The organism is Bacillus sp. FSL K6-0042 (genome assembly GCF_038006685.1).
In the GTDB taxonomy this organism is placed as follows: domain Bacteria; phylum Bacillota; class Bacilli; order Bacillales; family Bacillaceae_G; genus Bacillus_A; species Bacillus_A pseudomycoides.
In genome coordinates this window covers 2,970,535-2,989,909 of sequence record NZ_JBBOVS010000001.1, presented here as the reverse complement: position 1 = coordinate 2,989,909, position 19,375 = coordinate 2,970,535, and the positions used below count along the sequence as shown (strand labels likewise).

Genomic DNA, 19,375 nt, shown 5'->3' with positions numbered 1-19,375 from the left:
GTGTAATAGCCCGTAAAAACCCGATTCGTTCAACTAATAATCAGTGGGGGATGAAGAAAATCCCCACTGATTAAAGTTTCACTTTATGGAAGTTTCATTTTATCGCGCTATTCGAAGGCGGTAAGACCCTTATTGAGAAAAGTTTTACTTTATTTCAAATAGGAACTGCCTATTTTTATAAAAAGTGCTAAAATAGAAAAATGAAAACAATTGGTTAGGGTGATTTCATTGACGAAAATTAAATTAGGTTTATTATATGGTGGGAAATCAGCAGAGCATCAAGTTTCATTACAAACAGCTCTTGCTGCTATTAAAGCATTAAATCAAGAAAAATTCGAGATTCATCCAATTTATATTACAGAGCAAGGCCAATGGATGCGTGGTGAACGCATTGAAGGTGAAGTAACGAGCGTGCAAGCATTGCAAATGAATGGAGAGGAAAATGCAATTTCTCCAGTATCATTAAGTACAGAAATTATACCTTCTTCTTCTAAGCAAGAAGAGGCAATTGATGTTATTTTCCCGCTGTTACATGGACCGAATGGTGAAGATGGAACAGTACAAGGATTATTAGAGTTAATGAATATTCCATACGTTGGTAACGGTGTATTAGCATCAGCTGCTGGTATGGATAAAGTTGTTATGAAAAATATCTTTGCTGAAGCTGGATTGAAACAAGCGAAGTATGCATCTTTCATTCGCAGTGTATGGGAGAAAAATTGCCAAGCAGCTTATGAAAAGGTAGAAGAAGTATTAGGCTACCCATGCTTTGTCAAACCAGCAAACCTTGGGTCAAGTGTTGGTATCAATAAATGTAAAGATCGTGAAGAATTAGAAAAAGCATTTGAAGAAGCGTTCCAATTTGACCGCAAAATTATCGTAGAAGAAAATATTGTAGGTCGTGAAGTGGAAGTTGGCGTTTTAGGTAATGATGAGCCAAAATGTTCTGTTGTCGGTGAGATTGTACCGAAGAAAGAGTTTTATGATTATAAATCAAAATACATTGATGGCGATACGGCATTAATTATTCCAGCTGAAATTACAGAAGAAGAGTCAAAGGTGATTCAAAGAGATGCAATTCGTGCATTCCAATCTTTAGATGGTGCTGGATTAACAAGAGCGGATTTCTTCTTAACGAAAGATGGGGAAGTATATATTAATGAAGTAAATACAATGCCAGGATTTACGCCATTTAGTATGTTCCCGCTGCTATGGCAACACACGGATTTGCCATATCCGAAGTTAATTGAAGAATTGATTCGTTTGGCAATTGAGCGTCACGAAGAAAAGCAAAAAATTAAATATACAATCTAACAAAAAAGGGGGAAGCACTATTCAAGAGAATAGTGTTTCTTCTATGTAAGGAGTGGTATGTATGATGAAACGAACGTTAAAACAAGTAGAGCAAATGGTAATGGGTGCAGGTTTAGCGGAAAAATACGTTAATGAAACTGTACAAGGTGTATCTATTGATACAAGAAAAATTACAACAGGAAACTTATACATTCCGATTCAGGGTGATCGCTTTGATGGTCATTCTTTTGTAGAAAAAGCAATTGAAAATGGAGCTGTAGCTACGCTTTGGAAAAAAAATGTGAAAAATCCTCCTGTGAATATACCAGTGATTTTTGTAGAAGATACACTAGAAGCGCTGCAAACATTAGCAAAGAGCTATCGTGATCAGTTAGATGTAAAAGTTATAGGTGTAACAGGAAGTAACGGTAAAACGTCTACGAAAGATATTGTGACAAGCCTCCTTGCAACCAAATTTAAGGTTCAAAAAACAGAGGGGAACTTTAATAACCATATCGGTTTGCCGCTTACTATTTTAAGCCTAGAAGAAAATACAGAAATGGCGGTATTAGAGATGGGAATGTCGGGCCGAGGTGAAATTGAATTTTTATCTAAGTTAGCTCGCCCGAATGCTGCAATCATTACAAATATTGGGGAAGCACATTTGCTGGATTTAGGATCTCGCGATGCGATTGCTGAGGCGAAACTTGAAATTGTTACAGGATTACAGGATGGTGGAGTATTTGTATACAATGGTGATGAACCGCTTTTAACAAATCGTGTTCCGAGCATGAACCTAGCTGCGGAGACAATTACATTTGGTGATGCAAGGGCGAATAATTATTATCCAACATCTGTAACGTTGCAGGCGACAGGAACGTACTTTAAGATGAATCAGGATGAGAATGTTGCGTTCTATCTTCCAGTTCTTGGGAAGCACAATGTGTATAATACACTTGCATCAATGGCGATTGCGAAATACTTCGGTGTAACGTGGGAAGAAATGAAGCGAGGTTTAGTAACACTTCAAATGACAGGTATGCGAATGGAAATTGTGAAAACAGAAAATGGGTTAACAATTATTAATGACGCATATAATGCAAGTCCAACAGCTATGGAAGCTGCCTTTCATTTAATGAATGGTTTAGACGGATTTTCTAAAAAAATTGTTGTTCTTGGTGATATGCTAGAGCTTGGAAACCAAGAAGTGCAATTTCATTATGAAGTTGGTAAGTTAATTGACCCTGCACGAATCTCCTATGTATTTACGTACGGTAGGCTTGGGGCGCAAATTGCTGAAGGAGCAAAAATTAACTTCCCTAATGAACGTGTAAAAGCATATGACAATAAAGAAGAGCTTGTGAAAAATTTACAAGCAGTCGTTGATGTGAAAGACGTTGTATTAGTAAAAGCATCTCGCGGAATGAAGTTGGAAGAAGTTATTACGATGTTGAAATAATTGGTGCGTGTAAATAGGGATGATAGATACAAAAATAGTGGAAACTGCTAATAAGCGCTTACAGTAAAAAAATAAAAAAATAAAAGTGAAGAAAAAAGCTCTTTATATGAAATAAGGTAACAGTTGGGTTTGCTTTTTGCACATACAAAACTTATAATTGATAAAGTGTAATAACGTTTAGAAGTATTTTCGCGAAGAATATACGCCCGTTTATATACGTGAGCATTCAGGAAAAGGGCTTTTCCGCAAATTCGGAAAACGCCTTTTTTTAAATGATAAGTATAGGATAGAAAAGGAGAAGTAACATTGACAACATTTCGAGAATTAGGATTAAGTGATTCTTTACTACAATCTGTTGAAAGTATGGGCTTTGAAGAGGCTACGCCAATTCAAGCTGAAACAATTCCACATGCATTGCAAGGTAAAGACATTATTGGGCAAGCACAAACAGGTACAGGGAAAACGGCAGCATTTGGATTACCACTATTAGATAAAGTGGATACACATAAAGAATCAGTTCAAGGTATTGTTATCGCACCAACGCGTGAATTAGCAATCCAAGTTGGAGAAGAACTTTACAAAATTGGTAAACATAAACGTGTTCGTATTTTACCAATCTATGGTGGCCAAGATATTAACCGCCAAATTCGTGCTCTAAAAAAACACCCACACATTATTGTTGGTACGCCGGGTCGTATTTTAGATCATATTAACCGTAAAACACTTCGTCTACAAAACGTAGAAACTGTTGTTCTTGACGAAGCAGATGAAATGTTAAACATGGGCTTCATTGAAGATATTGAAGCAATTTTAACAGATGTGCCAGAAACACATCAAACATTATTATTCTCAGCAACAATGCCAGACCCAATCCGTCGTATTGCTGAGCGTTTCATGACTGAGCCTCAACACATTAAAGTAAAAGCAAAAGAAGTAACAATGCCAAACATTCAGCAGTTCTATTTAGAAGTGCAAGAAAAGAAAAAGTTTGACGTGTTAACACGTTTATTAGATATTCAATCTCCAGAGCTTGCGATTGTATTTGGTCGCACAAAGCGTCGTGTGGATGAGTTATCAGAAGCTTTAAACTTACGCGGTTATGCAGCAGAAGGTATTCATGGTGATTTAACACAAGCGAAACGTATGTCTGTATTGCGTAAATTTAAAGAAGGTTCTATTGAAGTTCTTGTTGCAACAGACGTTGCGGCGCGTGGTCTTGATATTTCAGGTGTAACACACGTATATAACTTCGATATCCCACAAGATCCAGAATCATATGTTCACCGTATTGGTCGTACTGGCCGTGCTGGTAAAAAAGGTATTGCAATGCTATTTGTAACGCCACGTGAATCAGGACAATTAAAAAATATCGAACATACAACAAAACGTAAAATAGACCGTATGAATGCACCGACACTTGACGAAGCATTAGAAGGTCAACAACGTTTAATCGCAGAAAAACTTCAAAGCACAATTGAAAGTGATAACTTATCATACTACAAACGTATTGCAGAAGAAATGTTAGAAGAAAATGATTCTGTAACTGTTGTAGCAGCTGCTTTAAAAATGATGACAAAAGAGCCAGATACAACACCGATTGCTTTAACATCAGAGCCACCAGTTGTTTCAAGAGGTTCTAAAAAGCGCGGTGGTAACGGAAATGGATACCGTGATGGTAACCGTAGTCGCGATGGACGTGGTGGAGATGGTCGTAATCGCGATCGCAACCGTGATGGTCGCAATCGTGACGGTAACCGTGATGGTAATCGTAACCGTGGTCGTAAAGGTGAAGGTCAGGGGCGCCCAGGATCTTCAAATGGACGCGGCGAAAGAAAACATCATAGCCGTAAGCCACAAGCTTAATAAAAAAGAGGATGACCAAAAGGTCATCCTCTTTTTTATTTGTGTAATTGTGCATACTACAAGTAAGTTGTATAGAAAAGAGGGACTTTATGCTTGTAAGACTTGGCTATGTAGCGATGAGTGTACACTTAAACAATGCATCTCCATCTCAAACGATGACATATGCACAATTTCAACGTATTAAAGATCGAGAGGCGGCGATTCATAAACTTGAAAGAATTTCTAATTCTAATTTAGAAAATTGTTTACGGTTATTAAAGCATAATAAGGGACATGATATAGCATTTTTTCGGCTTAGTTCAAAGTTAATTCCTCTAGCAAACCATGAAGAATTGTTGGGTTGGAATTACATTCGTCCTTTAAAAGAGAAATTAAAAGAAGTGGGTGAGTATGCGCATCGGATGAAGATGAGGATCGATTTTCATCCTGATCACTTTGTTGTGCTAAATTCACCGCAAGAAAATATTGTAAAACAATCAATAAAGACGCTTCAAATGCATCGGAAATTATTGAAAGGAATGGGCATACAGCGGAGTCATCGCTCTGTGTTACATGTTGGTGGTGGATATGATGATAAAGAACTTGCGTTAGAACGTTTCATTGAAAATTGGTCAAATGTTCCTGCAAGTATTCAAGAAATGATTATGTTAGAAAATGATGATACGACCTTTTCATTAAAAGAAACACTATATTTAGGTGAAAAATTGGCAGTTCCAGTCGTGTTTGACCTGCATCATCATATGATGAATAACGATGAAGAAGATTGGTATGAAGATTGGGACCGTGTAGTAAATACTTGGAAAACATCTTTATTACCAATCAAAATGCATATTTCCAGCCCGAGAGAAGGCAATGATCCTCGAGCGCACGCAGACTTTATTAATGCAGATACCTTTCTATCCTTTTTACAGAAAATCAAAGGTAGCGTTTCGCAAATTGATTGTATGATTGAAGCGAAAAAGAAGGATGAATCTTTATTTCAATTAATACGAGATCTTGGTACAAAATCAGAGGTGGAAATGATTGATGGCGGGAGCTTTTATATTAAATAAGCTCTACACCATCGTTTTTTTTGCTAAAAATGGAGTACAAATACCACCAATTAGTAGTCCGGTTAAATGGCTAATAGGATTAGCGGACGGATTGAAGAATGTGAAAAGAAGTAATAGTAATATAATTGAAGAAAAGAAAATTAATTCTTTTGGTTGAGAAGACCGATAGCGACTATATAAAAGAAAAAGCTGTGCACCGAGTAATCCGAAAATTCCACCTGATGCGCCGGCATGAACATACCCGATGGGCATAATAATATAAGAGAAAATATTGCCGCTAATGCCAGCAGTAAAAAATAAAATAGGGAATCGAATACTCCCTAGTTGTTTTTCGATAGATTGACCGAGAAGAAATAGACAAATGCTATTGGAAAGAAAGTGCTGAAAGTCTACATGTATAAATAGAGAAGTTATAAATCGCCACCATTCTCCCTTAGAAATACATTCATTGTAAGCAGCTAAAGTAGGGAAGAAAAGATCTCCTATTATCATCATGATTAGTTGCAAGAAAAGTAAAGAGAGAATGACGGGTTGTAAGGTGGTTCGCATATAGGGTATTGGCATTTTATATTTTCACTCCTTTTGCATCAGAAAGATTCTCTGTTATTCTTACAATATGAATGAAGGAAGACAAATAGAAGAAGGGGAATTTTGAAATGATTATAGGGATCGGAATTGATATTATCGAACTAAATCGAATTGAAAAAATGCTAGATGGAAAGCTTAAATTTATGGAGCGTATTTTAACTGAGGAGGAACGTAGTGTTGCTTCTAAATTAAAAGGGAATCGTCTTGTAGAATTTGTAGCGGGAAGATTTGCAGCGAAAGAAGCGTATTCTAAAGCTCTTGGAACTGGTATTGGAAAAGAAGTGAGTTTTTTGGATATTGAAATAAAAAATGATGATAGAGGTAAGCCAGTTCTTATTGCAAATACAGAGCAGATTGTTCATCTATCAATCAGTCATAGTAGAGAATTTGCAGTGGCACAGGTTGTTTTAGAAAGCTCGGCACGCTAGTCTGCATATTTTACATCTTTGTCTCATATATTTGATTTAGCGATAAGGAAGAAATATCTTCCATTCATTTATAGGGGCAAAGGGGCTGAAATGATGAAAAGGCGGCTATTTTTAGTTATTGTCGGTTTATTGACCGTTTTCGTGTTAGCGGGTTGTATGGAAAAGAAACAGGAAGACGTCGTGCGAGATTTAGAAGCGAAGGTTAAGGGTATGAAGAGTTATCAAGCTGAAGCAAAGTTATCTATTAAAACGGGGAATGAACCACAAGAGTATAACGTGGAAGTTTGGCACAAAGAACCTTCTTATTATCGTGTGAATTTAAAAAATACGAAAAAGGATCAAAGTCAAATTATTTTACGAAATAATGAGGGTGTTTTTGTATTAACACCAGCTCTTAATAAAAGTTTTCGATTTCAAAGCGACTGGCCGCAAAATAGCAGCCAAGCTTATTTGTATGAGTCACTTGTAAGAGATATTTTAAATGATAAGAATCTTTCATTTGAGAAAACGGATAAATATTATGTGTTTAAAACAAAAACGAATTATCACCATCAAAATATGCTGCCGAAGCAAGAGATTAAATTTAATAAAAGTGATTTAGCGCCTGTTTCGGTAAAATTGATGGATAATGATCAAAATGTTCTTGTGAAAGTAGATTTTTCAAAAGTAAAGTTTGATACAAAGTTTGATAAGGGGGCATTTGATACGAAACAAAATATGTCCAGGGCGCAAGTGGATGTGCAAACAACAGCGAAAGAAGATAAGCCATTTGCTATTTTATATCCACGTGATACTCCGCAAGGGATGGTTTTAAATGAAGAAAAAGAGTTAAAGACAGACGGTGGCAAGCGTGCGATACTCACATACACTGGAAATAAGAAATCCTTTACATTGATACAAGAAAAAGCGAAGGTTGCTGAAGCTTCAGCGTCAATAAGTGTAAGTGGAGAGTTAGTCGATCTTGGCTTTACAATTGGTGCTCTAGCGAAAGACTCATTAACATGGTCGCATAACGGAGTGGAATATATGCTCGTGTCTAAAGGTTTAAAATCAGATGAGCTGTTAATGGTAGCTCGTTCTGTTGCAGAAAAGCAGGTGAAATAAAGTGGAAACTCTACCAGTGTGGGATTCGAAATTGATGGAAAGTCATCACAAATCAGGATTTTACAGGCAGTTACTCCCCATCTATTTTCCTTGTTTTTCTCTAAATCTTGAGGGTGGGGTTTTAATGCCCGTGAATAGCGGGATAAACTTTTAAGGCGTGGTGATGTGTATGCACCACGTTTTTTCTTGTCTTGAGGAATGGATTTCATAAAAAGACGAATATAAAAGAATGAGCTTCGCATATCGTATATAAGGAAGTGTTTTTATGGAATCATCGTTTTACCGTGATACGTGGGTAGAAGTAAATTTGGATGCAATTTACAATAATGTAACGCACATTAAAGAAATCATTCCGGAAAGTGTCGAGATTTTTGCTGTAGTGAAAGCGAACGCATATGGACATGACTATGTTCTAGTAGCGAGAACAGCATTAGAAGCAGGAGCAACAAGATTAGCAGTTGCTTTTTTAGATGAGGCACTAGTACTTAGGCGTGCTGGGATTACTGCACCAATCTTAGTAATAGGTCCTTCACCGCCACGTGATGTGAATGTAGCTGCTGAGAATGATGTAGCACTAACTGTTTTTCAAAAGGAATGGGTTGAAGAAGCAGTAGAAATTTGGGATAGCCCGTTCTCGATGAAGTTTCATATTAACTTCGATAGTGGTATGGGTAGAATTGGGATTCGTGAACGTAAAGAGTTAAAAGAGTTCTTACGAAGCTTAGAAGATGCCCCCTTTTTGGAGTTGGAAGGGGTATATACGCATTTTGCAACAGCAGATGAAGTAGAGACATCTTACTTTGATAAGCAGTATAACACTTTTTTAGAGCAACTTAGTTGGTTGAAAGCATTCGGGGTGAATCCAACATTTATTCATACGGCAAATAGTGCAGCTACTATGCGATTTGCTGGAATTACATTTAATGCAGTTCGAATTGGAATTGCAATGTATGGGTTATCACCTTCTGTAGAAATACGCCCTTATTTACCAATTAAATTAGAACCTGCTCTTTCATTTCATACAACAGTCGCACATATTAAACAAGTCATTAAAGGTGATAGGATTAGCTATAATGTCACATATCGTACGAAGACAGAAGAGTGGATTGCGACAGTACCGATTGGATATGCAGATGGTTGGCTTAGACGACTACAGAGATTTGAAGTGCTCGTTCAGGGGAAAAGAGTTCCTATTGTAGGTCGGATTACAATGGATCAATGTATGTTGCATCTTCCCTGTGAAGTACCACTTGGAACAAAGGTTACCCTGATTGGACAGCAAGGTGATGAGTACATTAGTGCAACTGAGGTTGCCGAGTATTCAAATACCATTAATTATGAGATTATCGCGACAATTAGTTTTCGTGTTCCACGTGTATTCATACGACATGGGGAAGTGGTAAAAGTAATAAACTATTTAAATGATATATAAGCAAACATCTTTGTGATAGTCCCTACTTGCTAGTTATCAATAATGATGGGGGCTCCTGTTCGTGGAAATTCCCCTTCACTTCTTGTTAAAAAGAGATAAAAAGTAAATGAGAGTGAATGTTTTGTTTGTGAATTGGAAAACATAAACAAGGAATAAGGAAGTCTTTGCAACAGGCTCCATACAATGGTATTATTACAATAGGTGTCATATATATTTGGGTGTGTAGTTGACGGTGGAGGTGTATTTTTGTGTCCGAATCAAGTGTAACTACTGAAATCGTGGTTCGGTTGCCAAAGCAAGTGGTAACGGAATTGGACGGAATTGGAAAACAAGAGAATAAGAATCGCCATGAACTAATTTGCCAGGCAACACAACTGTTATTGCGTCAACATAAGACGAAGAAACGCTACCAACATGAATCAATGCGACGTGGGTATATTGAAATGGGAAAAATTAATCTTGGTATTGCATCTGAAGCTTTCTTAGCAGAGTATGAAGCAGCTCATACAGTAGAACGCTTAGTTAGCGGGGGGTAATATTTTGATTGTAAAACGCGGCGACGTGTATTTTGCAGACCTTTCCCCAGTTGTTGGTTCTGAGCAAGGAGGCGTTCGTCCGGTTCTTGTCATTCAAAATGACATCGGAAATCGTTTTAGTCCGACTGTGATTGTAGCGGCTATTACTGCACAGATTCAGAAAGCAAAATTGCCCACACATGTGGAAATTGATGCAAAAAAGTACGGATTTGAGAGAGATTCTGTTATCTTGCTCGAGCAGATTCGAACAATCGATAAGCAACGCTTAACGGACAAAATCACTCATTTAGATGAGATGATGATGAGTCGTGTAGACGAAGCTTTACAAATTAGTTTAGGACTAATAGATTTTTAAATCGGCAGTTTAAGTTGCTCTCTTTTAGGGGCAACTTTTTTTATTAGAGGAGGTTACGGTTGTATATGGAAATGGTAGATAATCGACAAGCGTTAATGAAAATGTTAGTGAAAGAATTAGGCTTTACAGAAAAGCAAGTTCGTCATGTTATTCAATTAACAGAAGAAGGTAACACAGTTCCATTTATTGCTCGTTACCGAAAGGAATGGACAGGCTCTTTAGATGAAGTGCAAATTCGTGCAATCTTAGAAAGATGGCAATATATGATGCAACTTGAAGATCGGAAAGAAGAAGTTCTTCGTCTGATTAACGAAAAGGGAAAATTAACAGAAGAGCTACGCCATCATATTGTATCTGCAACAAAGCTACAGGAAGTAGAGGATTTGTACCGTCCTTATAAAGAAAAAAGAAGAACGAAAGCGACGATCGCGAAAGACAAGGGACTAGAGCCGTTAGCTGAGTGGTTAATCCTGTTTACGAAAGAAGACCCGAAAGATAAGGCAAAGGAATTTGTTAATGCCGAGAAAGAAGTACAATCTGCCCAAGAAGCATTGCAAGGTGCACAAGATATTATTGCAGAACTTGTATCCGATGATGCGGCGTACCGCAGCTGGATTCGAAATGTTACCTTTAGAAAAGGAATGATTGCGTCTTCTGTAAAAGATGAAGAAAAAGATGAAAAAAATATATATGAGATGTATTACAGTTATGAAGAGCCACTGCAGAAGGTTGTACCTCATCGTGTATTAGCCATGAATCGTGGTGAAAAAGAAGAAGTTCTAAAAGTTTCTGTTGTCCCACCAACAGAAGAGATTGTTCGTTTTTTACATAAAAAAGTGATTCATGATGTTTCTTCCAAAAGTGCAGCGTATGTACAGTTAGCGATTGAAGATGGATATAAAAGATTAATTCAGCCATCAATTGAAAGGGAAATTCGAAAAGAATTAACTGAAACAGCGGAAGAACAAGCGATTCATATTTTCTCTGAGAATTTACGTAATTTACTGTTACAGCCACCGATGAAAGGGAAAGTGGTATTAGCAGTAGATCCTGCATATCGAACAGGATGTAAGTTAGCGGTAGTAGATGATACAGGGAAAGTTCTGCATATTGATGTCATTTATCCGCACCCACCTGTTCGGAAATATGAAGATGCAAAAACAAAAGTTGTTTCTATTATAGAAAAATATCAGGTTCAGATGATTGCGATTGGAAATGGTACAGCTTCTAGGGAAACGGAAGAGTTTATAGTAGATGTCTTACAATTAGTAATGCGAGATGTATTTTATATTATTGTTAATGAAGCAGGCGCTAGTGTATATTCAGCTTCTGATTTGGCTCGTGAAGAATTTTCAAATCTACAAGTTGAAGAAAGAAGTGCCGTTTCGATTGGAAGACGTCTGCAAGATCCGCTTGCCGAACTTGTGAAAATTGATCCGAAATCAGTTGGGGTAGGACAATATCAACATGATGTATCACAAAAAAGATTAAATGAATCATTAACATTTGTCGTGGAAACAGCCGTTAACCAAGTAGGGGTGAATGTGAATACAGCTTCTGTAGCGCTATTGCAATACGTTTCCGGATTATCAAAAACAGTTGCGAAAAATATTGTAAACAAACGTGAAGAAGACGGGAAATTTACAAAGCGTACAGAGTTGAAGAAAATACCACGTTTAGGTGCCAAAACGTATGAACAATGTATTGGTTTCTTACGTATACTAGAAGGGGAAAATCCACTTGATAGAACAAGTATTCATCCAGAGCAGTATAAAAATGTTGAATTACTATTAAAAAGCTTAGGGTTATCAATTGATGATGTAGGACAACCGCACTTACAAAAGTGTTTAGAAGGAGTAGAGCTCTCTAAATTATCTCAAGAGATAAATATCGGTGAGCCGACATTAATTGATATTATAGATGCTTTAATTAGTCCGGAACGAGATCTGCGTGATGAATTACCAAAACCACTTTTGAAAAAGGGAATTCTCAAATTAGAAGATTTAAAGCGTGGCATGGAGTTAGAAGGAACTGTTCGAAATGTTGTTGACTTTGGTGCGTTTGTCGATATTGGTGTGAAACAAGATGGTTTAGTACATATTTCTAAACTTAGCAAACAGTTTGTGAAGCATCCGTTAGATGTGGTGTCTGTCGGGCAAATTGTAAAGGTCTGGGTAGATGATGTTGATATGAAAAAAGGGCGCGTTGCCTTATCAATGTTACCTATTGAATAATAATGGGAAGAGGGCAGGTATGACACTGCTCTTTTTTTATGAACGGATGTTAGTAAAATTCGAATCAGTGGGGGGAGCCTTTATCCCCCACTGATATAACGTTCACTTTATCAGGAATTTTGATGTGTTTTGCTATAATAAAACCAGCATTCATTTAGTAACTTAATTTGATACCGGTTTTTTTCGAAATATGCACGTTGCATTTGTTTTCGGAGCCACGTAGGCATAAGAATCCCTCCTTGTTTAATCCGGCTCTAACAAGTAGCCCCCTATACATTGAGATAAGATTCGAAGTAAGTGAAAAGCTCAATTTCGGGAACTGCTTATAAGAGTTTGGTTAGCGAAGTTCTATGGATAGATGAGGAAGAGGGTAGTTCATAGAAATTGCGCTTTTGAATGAGGATGGGTATATGTACTATTTAATATATGTATAAGAAAGAGGAAAAGTGTAAGTTTATTTTTAGTTTTTGGGGGAATAAAAATGAATGAAAAAGAAGTTCAAAGACTTGTAGAAGAAATATCGTTGCAATATTTCAGTAGGGCTTTTTTACATAAAGCAATGTTCAATAAACGACTACGTACAACCGGTGGGAGGTATTTATTGCGAAGTCATAATATAGAATTAAACTATCGTTATTATGAAGTGTATGGAAAAGAAGAACTGATTGGCGTTATTAAGCATGAGTTGTGTCATTATCATTTGCATATTATGGGGAAAGGGTACCAACATCGAGATCAAGATTTTCGTCAGTTAATGAAGAAGGTTGGTGCGCCTAGATTCTGTAAGAGAATAAGCGAAGAAGAGAAGGTGATTAAAACTCATATGTATGAATGTATGAGATGTTTTCTTCAATATAGAAGAAGGCGTCAAATAAATACAAAAAGATATGTTTGCGGGAAGTGTAAAGGTAGGTTGAAAGAGATAAAAAAACACCTTGACAGTTAAAAATCAATCCAGTATATTATAAACATGTCACGTTTGCACAAGAATTTGTATAAACGACTTGACTTATAGTATGAACTTTTATAAGATGTAAATTGTCTTTCTTATTCCGCAGTAGCTCAGTGGTAGAGCTATCGGCTGTTAACCGATCGGTCGTAGGTTCGAGTCCTACCTGCGGAGCCATACAGAGAAGTACCCAAGTGGCTCAAGGGGCTCCCCTGCTAAGGGAGTAGATCGCTAACGCGGTGCGAGGGTTCGAATCCCTTCTTCTCTGCCATTCATATTGGCCCGTTGGTCAAGTGGTTAAGACACCGCCCTTTCACGGCGGTAACACGGGTTCGAATCCCGTACGGGTCACCACTTTTGGAGGATTAGCTCAGCTGGGAGAGCACCTGCCTTACAAGCAGGGGGTCGGCGGTTCGATCCCGTCATCCTCCACCATATAAACATATAAATAGTATCGTCGCGGGGTGGAGCAGTTCGGTAGCTCGTCGGGCTCATAACCCGAAGGTCGCAGGTTCAAATCCTGTCCCCGCAACCAATGGTCCCGTGGTGTAGTGGTTAACATGCCTGCCTGTCACGCAGGAGATCGCCGGTTCGACCCCGGTCGGGACCGCCATTTTAACTTCTGCTTTTGAGCAGTTGTTTTTTATTGGTTATTGTGATATAATGACTTTCGTCTCGAAAAAACATTATATTTTTTGATGGGCTATAGCCAAGCGGTAAGGCAACGGACTTTGACTCCGTCATGCGCTGGTTCGAATCCAGCTAGCCCAGCCATTTACGAGCCATTAGCTCAGTTGGTAGAGCATCTGACTTTTAATCAGAGGGTCGAAGGTTCGAGTCCTTCATGGCTCATTCTTTTTTATTTCTGCGGGTGTGGCGGAATTGGCAGACGCACCAGACTTAGGATCTGGCGCCTTTGGCGTGGGGGTTCGACTCCCTTCACCCGCATATGCGGTCGTGGCGGAATGGCAGACGCGCTAGGTTGAGGGCCTAGTGGGGGAAACCCCGTGGAGGTTCAAGTCCTCTCGGCCGCACCAAAGAAAAATAAAAAAGTGCTTGCATTTGAAAATGCAGTGTGATAAGATAATTGAGTCGCTGAAATACAACAACGACAAAACATCATGAATAAGCGCCCGTAGCTCAATTGGATAGAGCGTTTGACTACGGATCAAAAGGTTAGGGGTTCGAGTCCTCTCGGGCGCGCCATAACGGGAAGTGGCTCAGCTTGGTAGAGCACCTGGTTTGGGACCAGGGGGTCGCAGGTTCAAATCCTGTCTTCCCGACCACGCGGGTGTAGTTTAGTGGTAAAACAAGAGCCTTCCAAGCTCTGGTCGAGAGTTCGATTCTCTTCACCCGCTTTTAGTTCTTTGAAAACTGAACGAAACAAACAACGTGAAATGTCAATTTTTATTTTAGATGCTAGACAAACTAACTTTATTGGAGAGTTTGATCCTGGCTCAGGATGAACGCTGGCGGCGTGCCTAATACATGCAAGTCGAGCGAATGGATTAAGAGCTTGCTCTTATGAAGTTAGCGGCGGACGGGTGAGTAACACGTGGGTAACCTGCCCATAAGACTGGGATAACTCCGGGAAACCGGGGCTAATACCGGATAACATTTTGCACCGCATGGTGCGAAATTCAAAGGCGGCTTCGGCTGTCACTTATGGATGGACCCGCGTCGCATTAGCTAGTTGGTGAGGTAACGGCTCACCAAGGCAACGATGCGTAGCCGACCTGAGAGGGTGATCGGCCACACTGGGACTGAGACACGGCCCAGACTCCTACGGGAGGCAGCAGTAGGGAATCTTCCGCAATGGACGAAAGTCTGACGGAGCAACGCCGCGTGAGTGATGAAGGCTTTCGGGTCGTAAAACTCTGTTGTTAGGGAAGAACAAGTGCTAGTTGAATAAGCTGGCACCTTGACGGTACCTAACCAGAAAGCCACGGCTAACTACGTGCCAGCAGCCGCGGTAATACGTAGGTGGCAAGCGTTATCCGGAATTATTGGGCGTAAAGCGCGCGCAGGTGGTTTCTTAAGTCTGATGTGAAAGCCCACGGCTCAACCGTGGAGGGTCATTGGAAACTGGGAGACTTGAGTGCAGAAGAGGAAAGTGGAATTCCATGTGTAGCGGTGAAATGCGTAGAGATATGGAGGAACACCAGTGGCGAAGGCGACTTTCTGGTCTGTAACTGACACTGAGGCGCGAAAGCGTGGGGAGCAAACAGGATTAGATACCCTGGTAGTCCACGCCGTAAACGATGAGTGCTAAGTGTTAGAGGGTTTCCGCCCTTTAGTGCTGAAGTTAACGCATTAAGCACTCCGCCTGGGGAGTACGGCCGCAAGGCTGAAACTCAAAGGAATTGACGGGGGCCCGCACAAGCGGTGGAGCATGTGGTTTAATTCGAAGCAACGCGAAGAACCTTACCAGGTCTTGACATCCTCTGACAACCCTAGAGATAGGGCTTCCCCTTCGGGGGCAGAGTGACAGGTGGTGCATGGTTGTCGTCAGCTCGTGTCGTGAGATGTTGGGTTAAGTCCCGCAACGAGCGCAACCCTTGATCTTAGTTGCCATCATTAAGTTGGGCACTCTAAGGTGACTGCCGGTGACAAACCGGAGGAAGGTGGGGATGACGTCAAATCATCATGCCCCTTATGACCTGGGCTACACACGTGCTACAATGGACGGTACAAAGAGCTGCAAGACCGCGAGGTGGAGCTAATCTCATAAAACCGTTCTCAGTTCGGATTGTAGGCTGCAACTCGCCTACATGAAGCTGGAATCGCTAGTAATCGCGGATCAGCATGCCGCGGTGAATACGTTCCCGGGCCTTGTACACACCGCCCGTCACACCACGAGAGTTTGTAACACCCGAAGTCGGTGGGGTAACCTTTTTGGAGCCAGCCGCCTAAGGTGGGACAGATGATTGGGGTGAAGTCGTAACAAGGTAGCCGTATCGGAAGGTGCGGCTGGATCACCTCCTTTCTATGGAGAATTGATGAACGCTGTTCATCAATATAAGTTTCCGTGTTTCGTTTTGTTCAGTTTTGAGAGAACTATCTCTCAGAAATAAATGTATGTTCTTTGAAAACTAGATAACAGTGTAGCTCATATTTTTTAATTTTAGTTTGGTTAAGTTAGAAAGGGCGCACGGTGGATGCCTTGACACTAGGAGTCGATGAAGGACGGGACTAACGCCGATATGCTTCGGGGAGCTGTAAGTAAGCTTTGATCCGAAGATTTCCGAATGGGGAAACCCACCATACGTAATGGTATGGTATCCTTACCTGAATACATAGGGTATGGAAGACAGACCCAGGGAACTGAAACATCTAAGTACCTGGAGGAAGAGAAAGCAAATGCGATTTCCTGAGTAGCGGCGAGCGAAACGGAATCTAGCCCAAACCAAGAGGCTTGCCTCTTGGGGTTGTAGGACATTCTATACGGAGTTACAAAGGAACGAGGTAGACGAAGCAGCCTGGAAAGGCTCGTCACAGAGGGTAACAACCCCGTAGTCGAAACTTCGTTCTCTCTTGAATGTATCCTGAGTACGGCGGAACACGTGAAATTCCGTCGGAATCTGGGAGGACCATCTCCCAAGGCTAAATACTACCTAGTGATCGATAGTGAACCAGTACCGTGAGGGAAAGGTGAAAAGCACCCCGGAAGGGGAGTGAAAGAGATCCTGAAACCGTGTGCCTACAAATAGTCAGAGCCCGTTAATGGGTGATGGCGTGCCTTTTGTAGAATGAACCGGCGAGTTACGATCCCGTGCGAGGTTAAGCTGAAGAGGCGGAGCCGTAGCGAAAGCGAGTCTGAATAGGGCGTTTAGTACGTGGTCGTAGACCCGAAACCAGGTGATCTACCCATGTCCAGGGTGAAGTTCAGGTAACACTGAATGGAGGCCCGAACCCACGCACGTTGAAAAGTGCGGGGATGAGGTGTGGGTAGCGGAGAAATTCCAATCGAACCTGGAGATAGCTGGTTCTCCCCGAAATAGCTTTAGGGCTAGCCTTAAGTGTAAGAGTCTTGGAGGTAGAGCACTGATTGAACTAGGGGTCCTCATCGGATTACCGAATTCAGTCAAACTCCGAATGCCAATGACTTATCCTTAGGAGTCAGACTGCGAGTGATAAGATCCGTAGTCAAGAGGGAAACAGCCCAGATCGCCAGCTAAGGTCCCAAAGTGTGTATTAAGTGGAAAAGGATGTGGAGTTGCTTAGACAACTAGGATGTTGGCTTAGAAGCAGCCACCATTTAAAGAGTGCGTAATAGCTCACTAGTCGAGTGACTCTGCGCCGAAAATGTACCGGGGCTAAATACACCACCGAAGCTGCGAATTGATACCTATGGTATCAGTGGTAGGGGAGCGTTCTAAGGGCAGTGAAGTCAGACCGTAAGGACTGGTGGAGCGCTTAGAAGTGAGAATGCCGGTATGAGTAGCGAAAGACGGGTGAGAATCCCGTCCACCGAATGCCTAAGGTTTCCTGAGGAAGGCTCGTCCGCTCAGGGTTAGTCAGGACCTAAGCCGAGGCCGACAGGCGTAGGCGATGGACAACAGGTTGATATTCCTGTACCACCTCTTTATCGTTTGAGCAATGGAGGGACGCAGAAGGATAGAAGAAGCGTGCGATTGGTTGTGCACGTCCAAGCAGTTAGGCTGATAAGTAGGCAAATCCGCTTATCGTGAAGGCTGAGCTGTGATGGGGAAGCTCCTTATGGAGCGAAGTCTTTGATTCCCCGCTGCCAAGAAAAGCTTCTAGCGAGATAAAAGGTGCCTGTACCGCAAACCGACACAGGTAGGCGAGGAGAGAATCCTAAGGTGTGCGAGAGAACTCTGGTTAAGGAACTCGGCAAAATGACCCCGTAACTTCGGGAGAAGGGGTGCTTTCTTAACGGAAAGCCGCAGTGAATAGGCCCAAGCGACTGTTTAGCAAAAACACAGGTCTCTGCGAAGCCGTAAGGCGAAGTATAGGGGCTGACACCTGCCCGGTGCTGGAAGGTTAAGGAGAGGGGTTAGCGTAAGCGAAGCTCTGAACTGAAGCCCCAGTAAACGGCGGCCGTAACTATAACGGTCCTAAGGTAGCGAAATTCCTTGTCGGGTAAGTTCCGACCCGCACGAAAGGTGTAACGATTTGGGCACTGTCTCAACCAGAGACTCGGTGAAATTATAGTACCTGTGAAGATGCAGGTTACCCGCGACAGGACGGAAAGACCCCGTGGAGCTTTACTGTAGCCTGATATTGAATTTTGGTACAGTTTGTACAGGATAGGCGGGAGCCTTTGAAGCCGGAGCGCTAGCTTCGGTGGAGGCGCTGGTGGGATACCGCCCTGACTGTATTGAAATTCTAACCTACGGGTCTTATCGACCCGGGAGACAGTGTCAGGTGGGCAGTTTGACTGGGGCGGTCGCCTCCTAAAGTGTAACGGAGGCGCCCAAAGGTTCCCTCAGAATGGTTGGAAATCATTCGTAGAGTGCAAAGGCATAAGGGAGCTTGACTGCGAGACCTACAAGTCGAGCAGGGACGAAAGTCGGGCTTAGTGATCCGGTGGTTCCGCATGGAAGGGCCATCGCTCAACGGATAAAAGCTACCCCGGGGATAACAGGCTTATCTCCCCCAAGAGTCCACATCGACGGGGAGGTTTGGCACCTCGATGTCGGCTCATCGCATCCTGGGGCTGTAGTCGGTCCCAAGGGTTGGGCTGTTCGCCCATTAAAGCGGTACGCGAGCTGGGTTCAGAACGTCGTGAGACAGTTCGGTCCCTATCCGTCGTGGGCGTAGGAAATTTGAGAGGAGCTGTCCTTAGTACGAGAGGACCGGGATGGACGCACCGCTGGTGTACCAGTTGTTCTGCCAAGGGCATAGCTGGGTAGCTATGTGCGGAAGGGATAAGTGCTGAAAGCATCTAAGCATGAAGCCCCCCTCAAGATGAGATTTCCCATAGCGTAAGCTAGTAAGATCCCTGAAAGATGATCAGGTTGATAGGTTCGAGGTGGAAGCATGGTGACATGTGGAGCTGACGAATACTAATAGATCGAGGACTTAACCATATAATATGAAGCAAGTGTTATCTAGTTTT

The 19,375-nt window shown here is 41.4% G+C and carries 13 protein-coding genes, 13 tRNA genes and 2 rRNA genes; 26 read left to right on the top strand and 2 right to left on the bottom strand.

Going from position 1 to position 19,375, the window contains the following annotated elements; genetic code table 11:
• Window positions 1-228 precede the first annotated feature (228 nt).
• The 4 genes from MHH45_RS15220 to uvsE all read left to right on the top strand — a co-directional run bounded on the left by MHH45_RS15220 (window position 229) and on the right by uvsE (window position 5,667).
• Entirely contained in the window at window positions 229-1,314 is a 1,086-nt protein-coding gene (locus MHH45_RS15220; RefSeq protein WP_016117029.1) for a D-alanine--D-alanine ligase, read from the top strand.
• A 61-nt stretch (window positions 1,315-1,375) separates the two neighbouring features.
• Entirely contained in the window at window positions 1,376-2,752 is a 1,377-nt protein-coding gene (locus MHH45_RS15215; RefSeq protein ID WP_088094340.1) for a UDP-N-acetylmuramoyl-tripeptide--D-alanyl-D-alanine ligase, read from the top strand.
• A gap of 306 nt (window positions 2,753-3,058) precedes the next feature.
• Window positions 3,059-4,615 carry a DEAD/DEAH box helicase gene (locus MHH45_RS15210; protein ID WP_016117031.1) on the top strand — a complete coding sequence of 519 codons (1,557 nt, stop codon included), beginning with the start codon at window positions 3,059-3,061 and terminating at the stop codon, window positions 4,613-4,615.
• Between the two features lie 89 nt (window positions 4,616-4,704).
• On the top strand, window positions 4,705-5,667 hold the full coding sequence (gene uvsE / locus MHH45_RS15205; RefSeq protein ID WP_088094341.1) for a UV DNA damage repair endonuclease UvsE: 963 nt from the start codon (window positions 4,705-4,707) through the stop codon (window positions 5,665-5,667).
• A gap of 3 nt (window positions 5,668-5,670) precedes the next feature.
• Here the strand turns inward: uvsE and MHH45_RS15200 are convergent, their stop codons facing one another.
• Window positions 5,671-6,231: a rhomboid family intramembrane serine protease gene (locus MHH45_RS15200; RefSeq protein WP_016132236.1), complete on the bottom strand. Its 561-nt coding sequence runs from the start codon at window positions 6,229-6,231 to the stop codon at window positions 5,671-5,673.
• Between the two features lie 92 nt (window positions 6,232-6,323).
• On the opposite strand from MHH45_RS15200, the gene acpS reads away from it, so the two are divergent.
• The 6 genes from acpS to MHH45_RS15170 all read left to right on the top strand — a co-directional run bounded on the left by acpS (window position 6,324) and on the right by MHH45_RS15170 (window position 12,344).
• Complete coding sequence (gene acpS / locus MHH45_RS15195) at window positions 6,324-6,683, top strand: holo-ACP synthase (protein WP_016117034.1); 360 nt, start codon at window positions 6,324-6,326, stop codon at window positions 6,681-6,683.
• A 156-nt stretch (window positions 6,684-6,839) separates the two neighbouring features.
• The gene (locus MHH45_RS15190; RefSeq protein ID WP_033671682.1) at window positions 6,840-7,787 is read left to right on the top strand and encodes a LolA family protein; all 948 of its coding nucleotides are present in this window, start codon (window positions 6,840-6,842) and stop codon (window positions 7,785-7,787) included.
• 265 nt (window positions 7,788-8,052) lie between these two features.
• Window positions 8,053-9,219, top strand: coding sequence for an alanine racemase (gene alr / locus MHH45_RS15185; protein WP_016117036.1), 1,167 nt, complete (start codon window positions 8,053-8,055; stop codon window positions 9,217-9,219).
• A gap of 248 nt (window positions 9,220-9,467) precedes the next feature.
• A complete protein-coding gene (locus MHH45_RS15180) occupies window positions 9,468-9,755 on the top strand; it encodes an antitoxin EndoAI (protein WP_000004571.1) in 288 nt (95 codons plus the stop codon).
• A gap of 4 nt (window positions 9,756-9,759) precedes the next feature.
• Window positions 9,760-10,110: a type II toxin-antitoxin system endoribonuclease NdoA gene (gene ndoA / locus MHH45_RS15175; protein ID WP_003194532.1), complete on the top strand. Its 351-nt coding sequence runs from the start codon at window positions 9,760-9,762 to the stop codon at window positions 10,108-10,110.
• A gap of 65 nt (window positions 10,111-10,175) precedes the next feature.
• Window positions 10,176-12,344, top strand: a complete 2,169-nt coding sequence (locus tag MHH45_RS15170) for a Tex family protein (protein WP_016132240.1) — start codon at window positions 10,176-10,178, stop codon at window positions 12,342-12,344.
• A 110-nt stretch (window positions 12,345-12,454) separates the two neighbouring features.
• On the opposite strand, the gene cmpA is transcribed toward MHH45_RS15170, so the two are convergent.
• Entirely contained in the window at window positions 12,455-12,571 is a 117-nt protein-coding gene (gene cmpA, locus MHH45_RS15165) for a cortex morphogenetic protein CmpA (RefSeq protein ID WP_017154227.1), read from the bottom strand.
• 254 nt (window positions 12,572-12,825) lie between these two features.
• On the opposite strand from cmpA, the gene MHH45_RS15160 reads away from it, so the two are divergent.
• From MHH45_RS15160 to MHH45_RS15085, 16 genes are all read left to right on the top strand, one after another.
• A complete protein-coding gene (locus MHH45_RS15160; protein ID WP_088094342.1) occupies window positions 12,826-13,290 on the top strand; it encodes a SprT family protein in 465 nt (154 codons plus the stop codon).
• A 105-nt stretch (window positions 13,291-13,395) separates the two neighbouring features.
• Window positions 13,396-13,470: transfer RNA gene (locus MHH45_RS15155), tRNA-Asn, on the top strand.
• Window positions 13,471-13,473: 3 nt separating this feature from the next.
• A tRNA-Ser gene (locus MHH45_RS15150) sits at window positions 13,474-13,564 on the top strand.
• Window positions 13,565-13,572: 8 nt separating this feature from the next.
• Window positions 13,573-13,647, top strand: a tRNA-Glu gene (locus tag MHH45_RS15145).
• A 5-nt stretch (window positions 13,648-13,652) separates the two neighbouring features.
• Window positions 13,653-13,728: transfer RNA gene (locus MHH45_RS15140), tRNA-Val, on the top strand.
• 23 nt (window positions 13,729-13,751) lie between these two features.
• Window positions 13,752-13,828 (top strand) — tRNA-Met (locus MHH45_RS15135).
• Between the two features lie 2 nt (window positions 13,829-13,830).
• Window positions 13,831-13,906 (top strand) — tRNA-Asp (locus MHH45_RS15130).
• Window positions 13,907-13,992: 86 nt separating this feature from the next.
• Window positions 13,993-14,067: transfer RNA gene (locus MHH45_RS15125), tRNA-Gln, on the top strand.
• Between the two features lie 5 nt (window positions 14,068-14,072).
• Window positions 14,073-14,145 (top strand) — tRNA-Lys (locus MHH45_RS15120).
• A gap of 15 nt (window positions 14,146-14,160) precedes the next feature.
• Window positions 14,161-14,241, top strand: a tRNA-Leu gene (locus MHH45_RS15115).
• Between the two features lie 3 nt (window positions 14,242-14,244).
• Window positions 14,245-14,330: transfer RNA gene (locus MHH45_RS15110), tRNA-Leu, on the top strand.
• A 92-nt stretch (window positions 14,331-14,422) separates the two neighbouring features.
• A tRNA-Arg gene (locus MHH45_RS15105) sits at window positions 14,423-14,499 on the top strand.
• Window positions 14,500-14,502: 3 nt separating this feature from the next.
• Window positions 14,503-14,579, top strand: a tRNA-Pro gene (locus MHH45_RS15100).
• A gap of 1 nt (window position 14,580) precedes the next feature.
• Window positions 14,581-14,651 (top strand) — tRNA-Gly (locus MHH45_RS15095).
• A 76-nt stretch (window positions 14,652-14,727) separates the two neighbouring features.
• Window positions 14,728-16,279, top strand: a 16S ribosomal RNA gene (locus MHH45_RS15090).
• A 145-nt stretch (window positions 16,280-16,424) separates the two neighbouring features.
• Window positions 16,425-19,346, top strand: a 23S ribosomal RNA gene (locus tag MHH45_RS15085).
• Together the 16S and 23S rRNA genes with 13 tRNA genes alongside form the textbook arrangement of a ribosomal RNA operon.
• Window positions 19,347-19,375 lie beyond the last annotated feature (29 nt).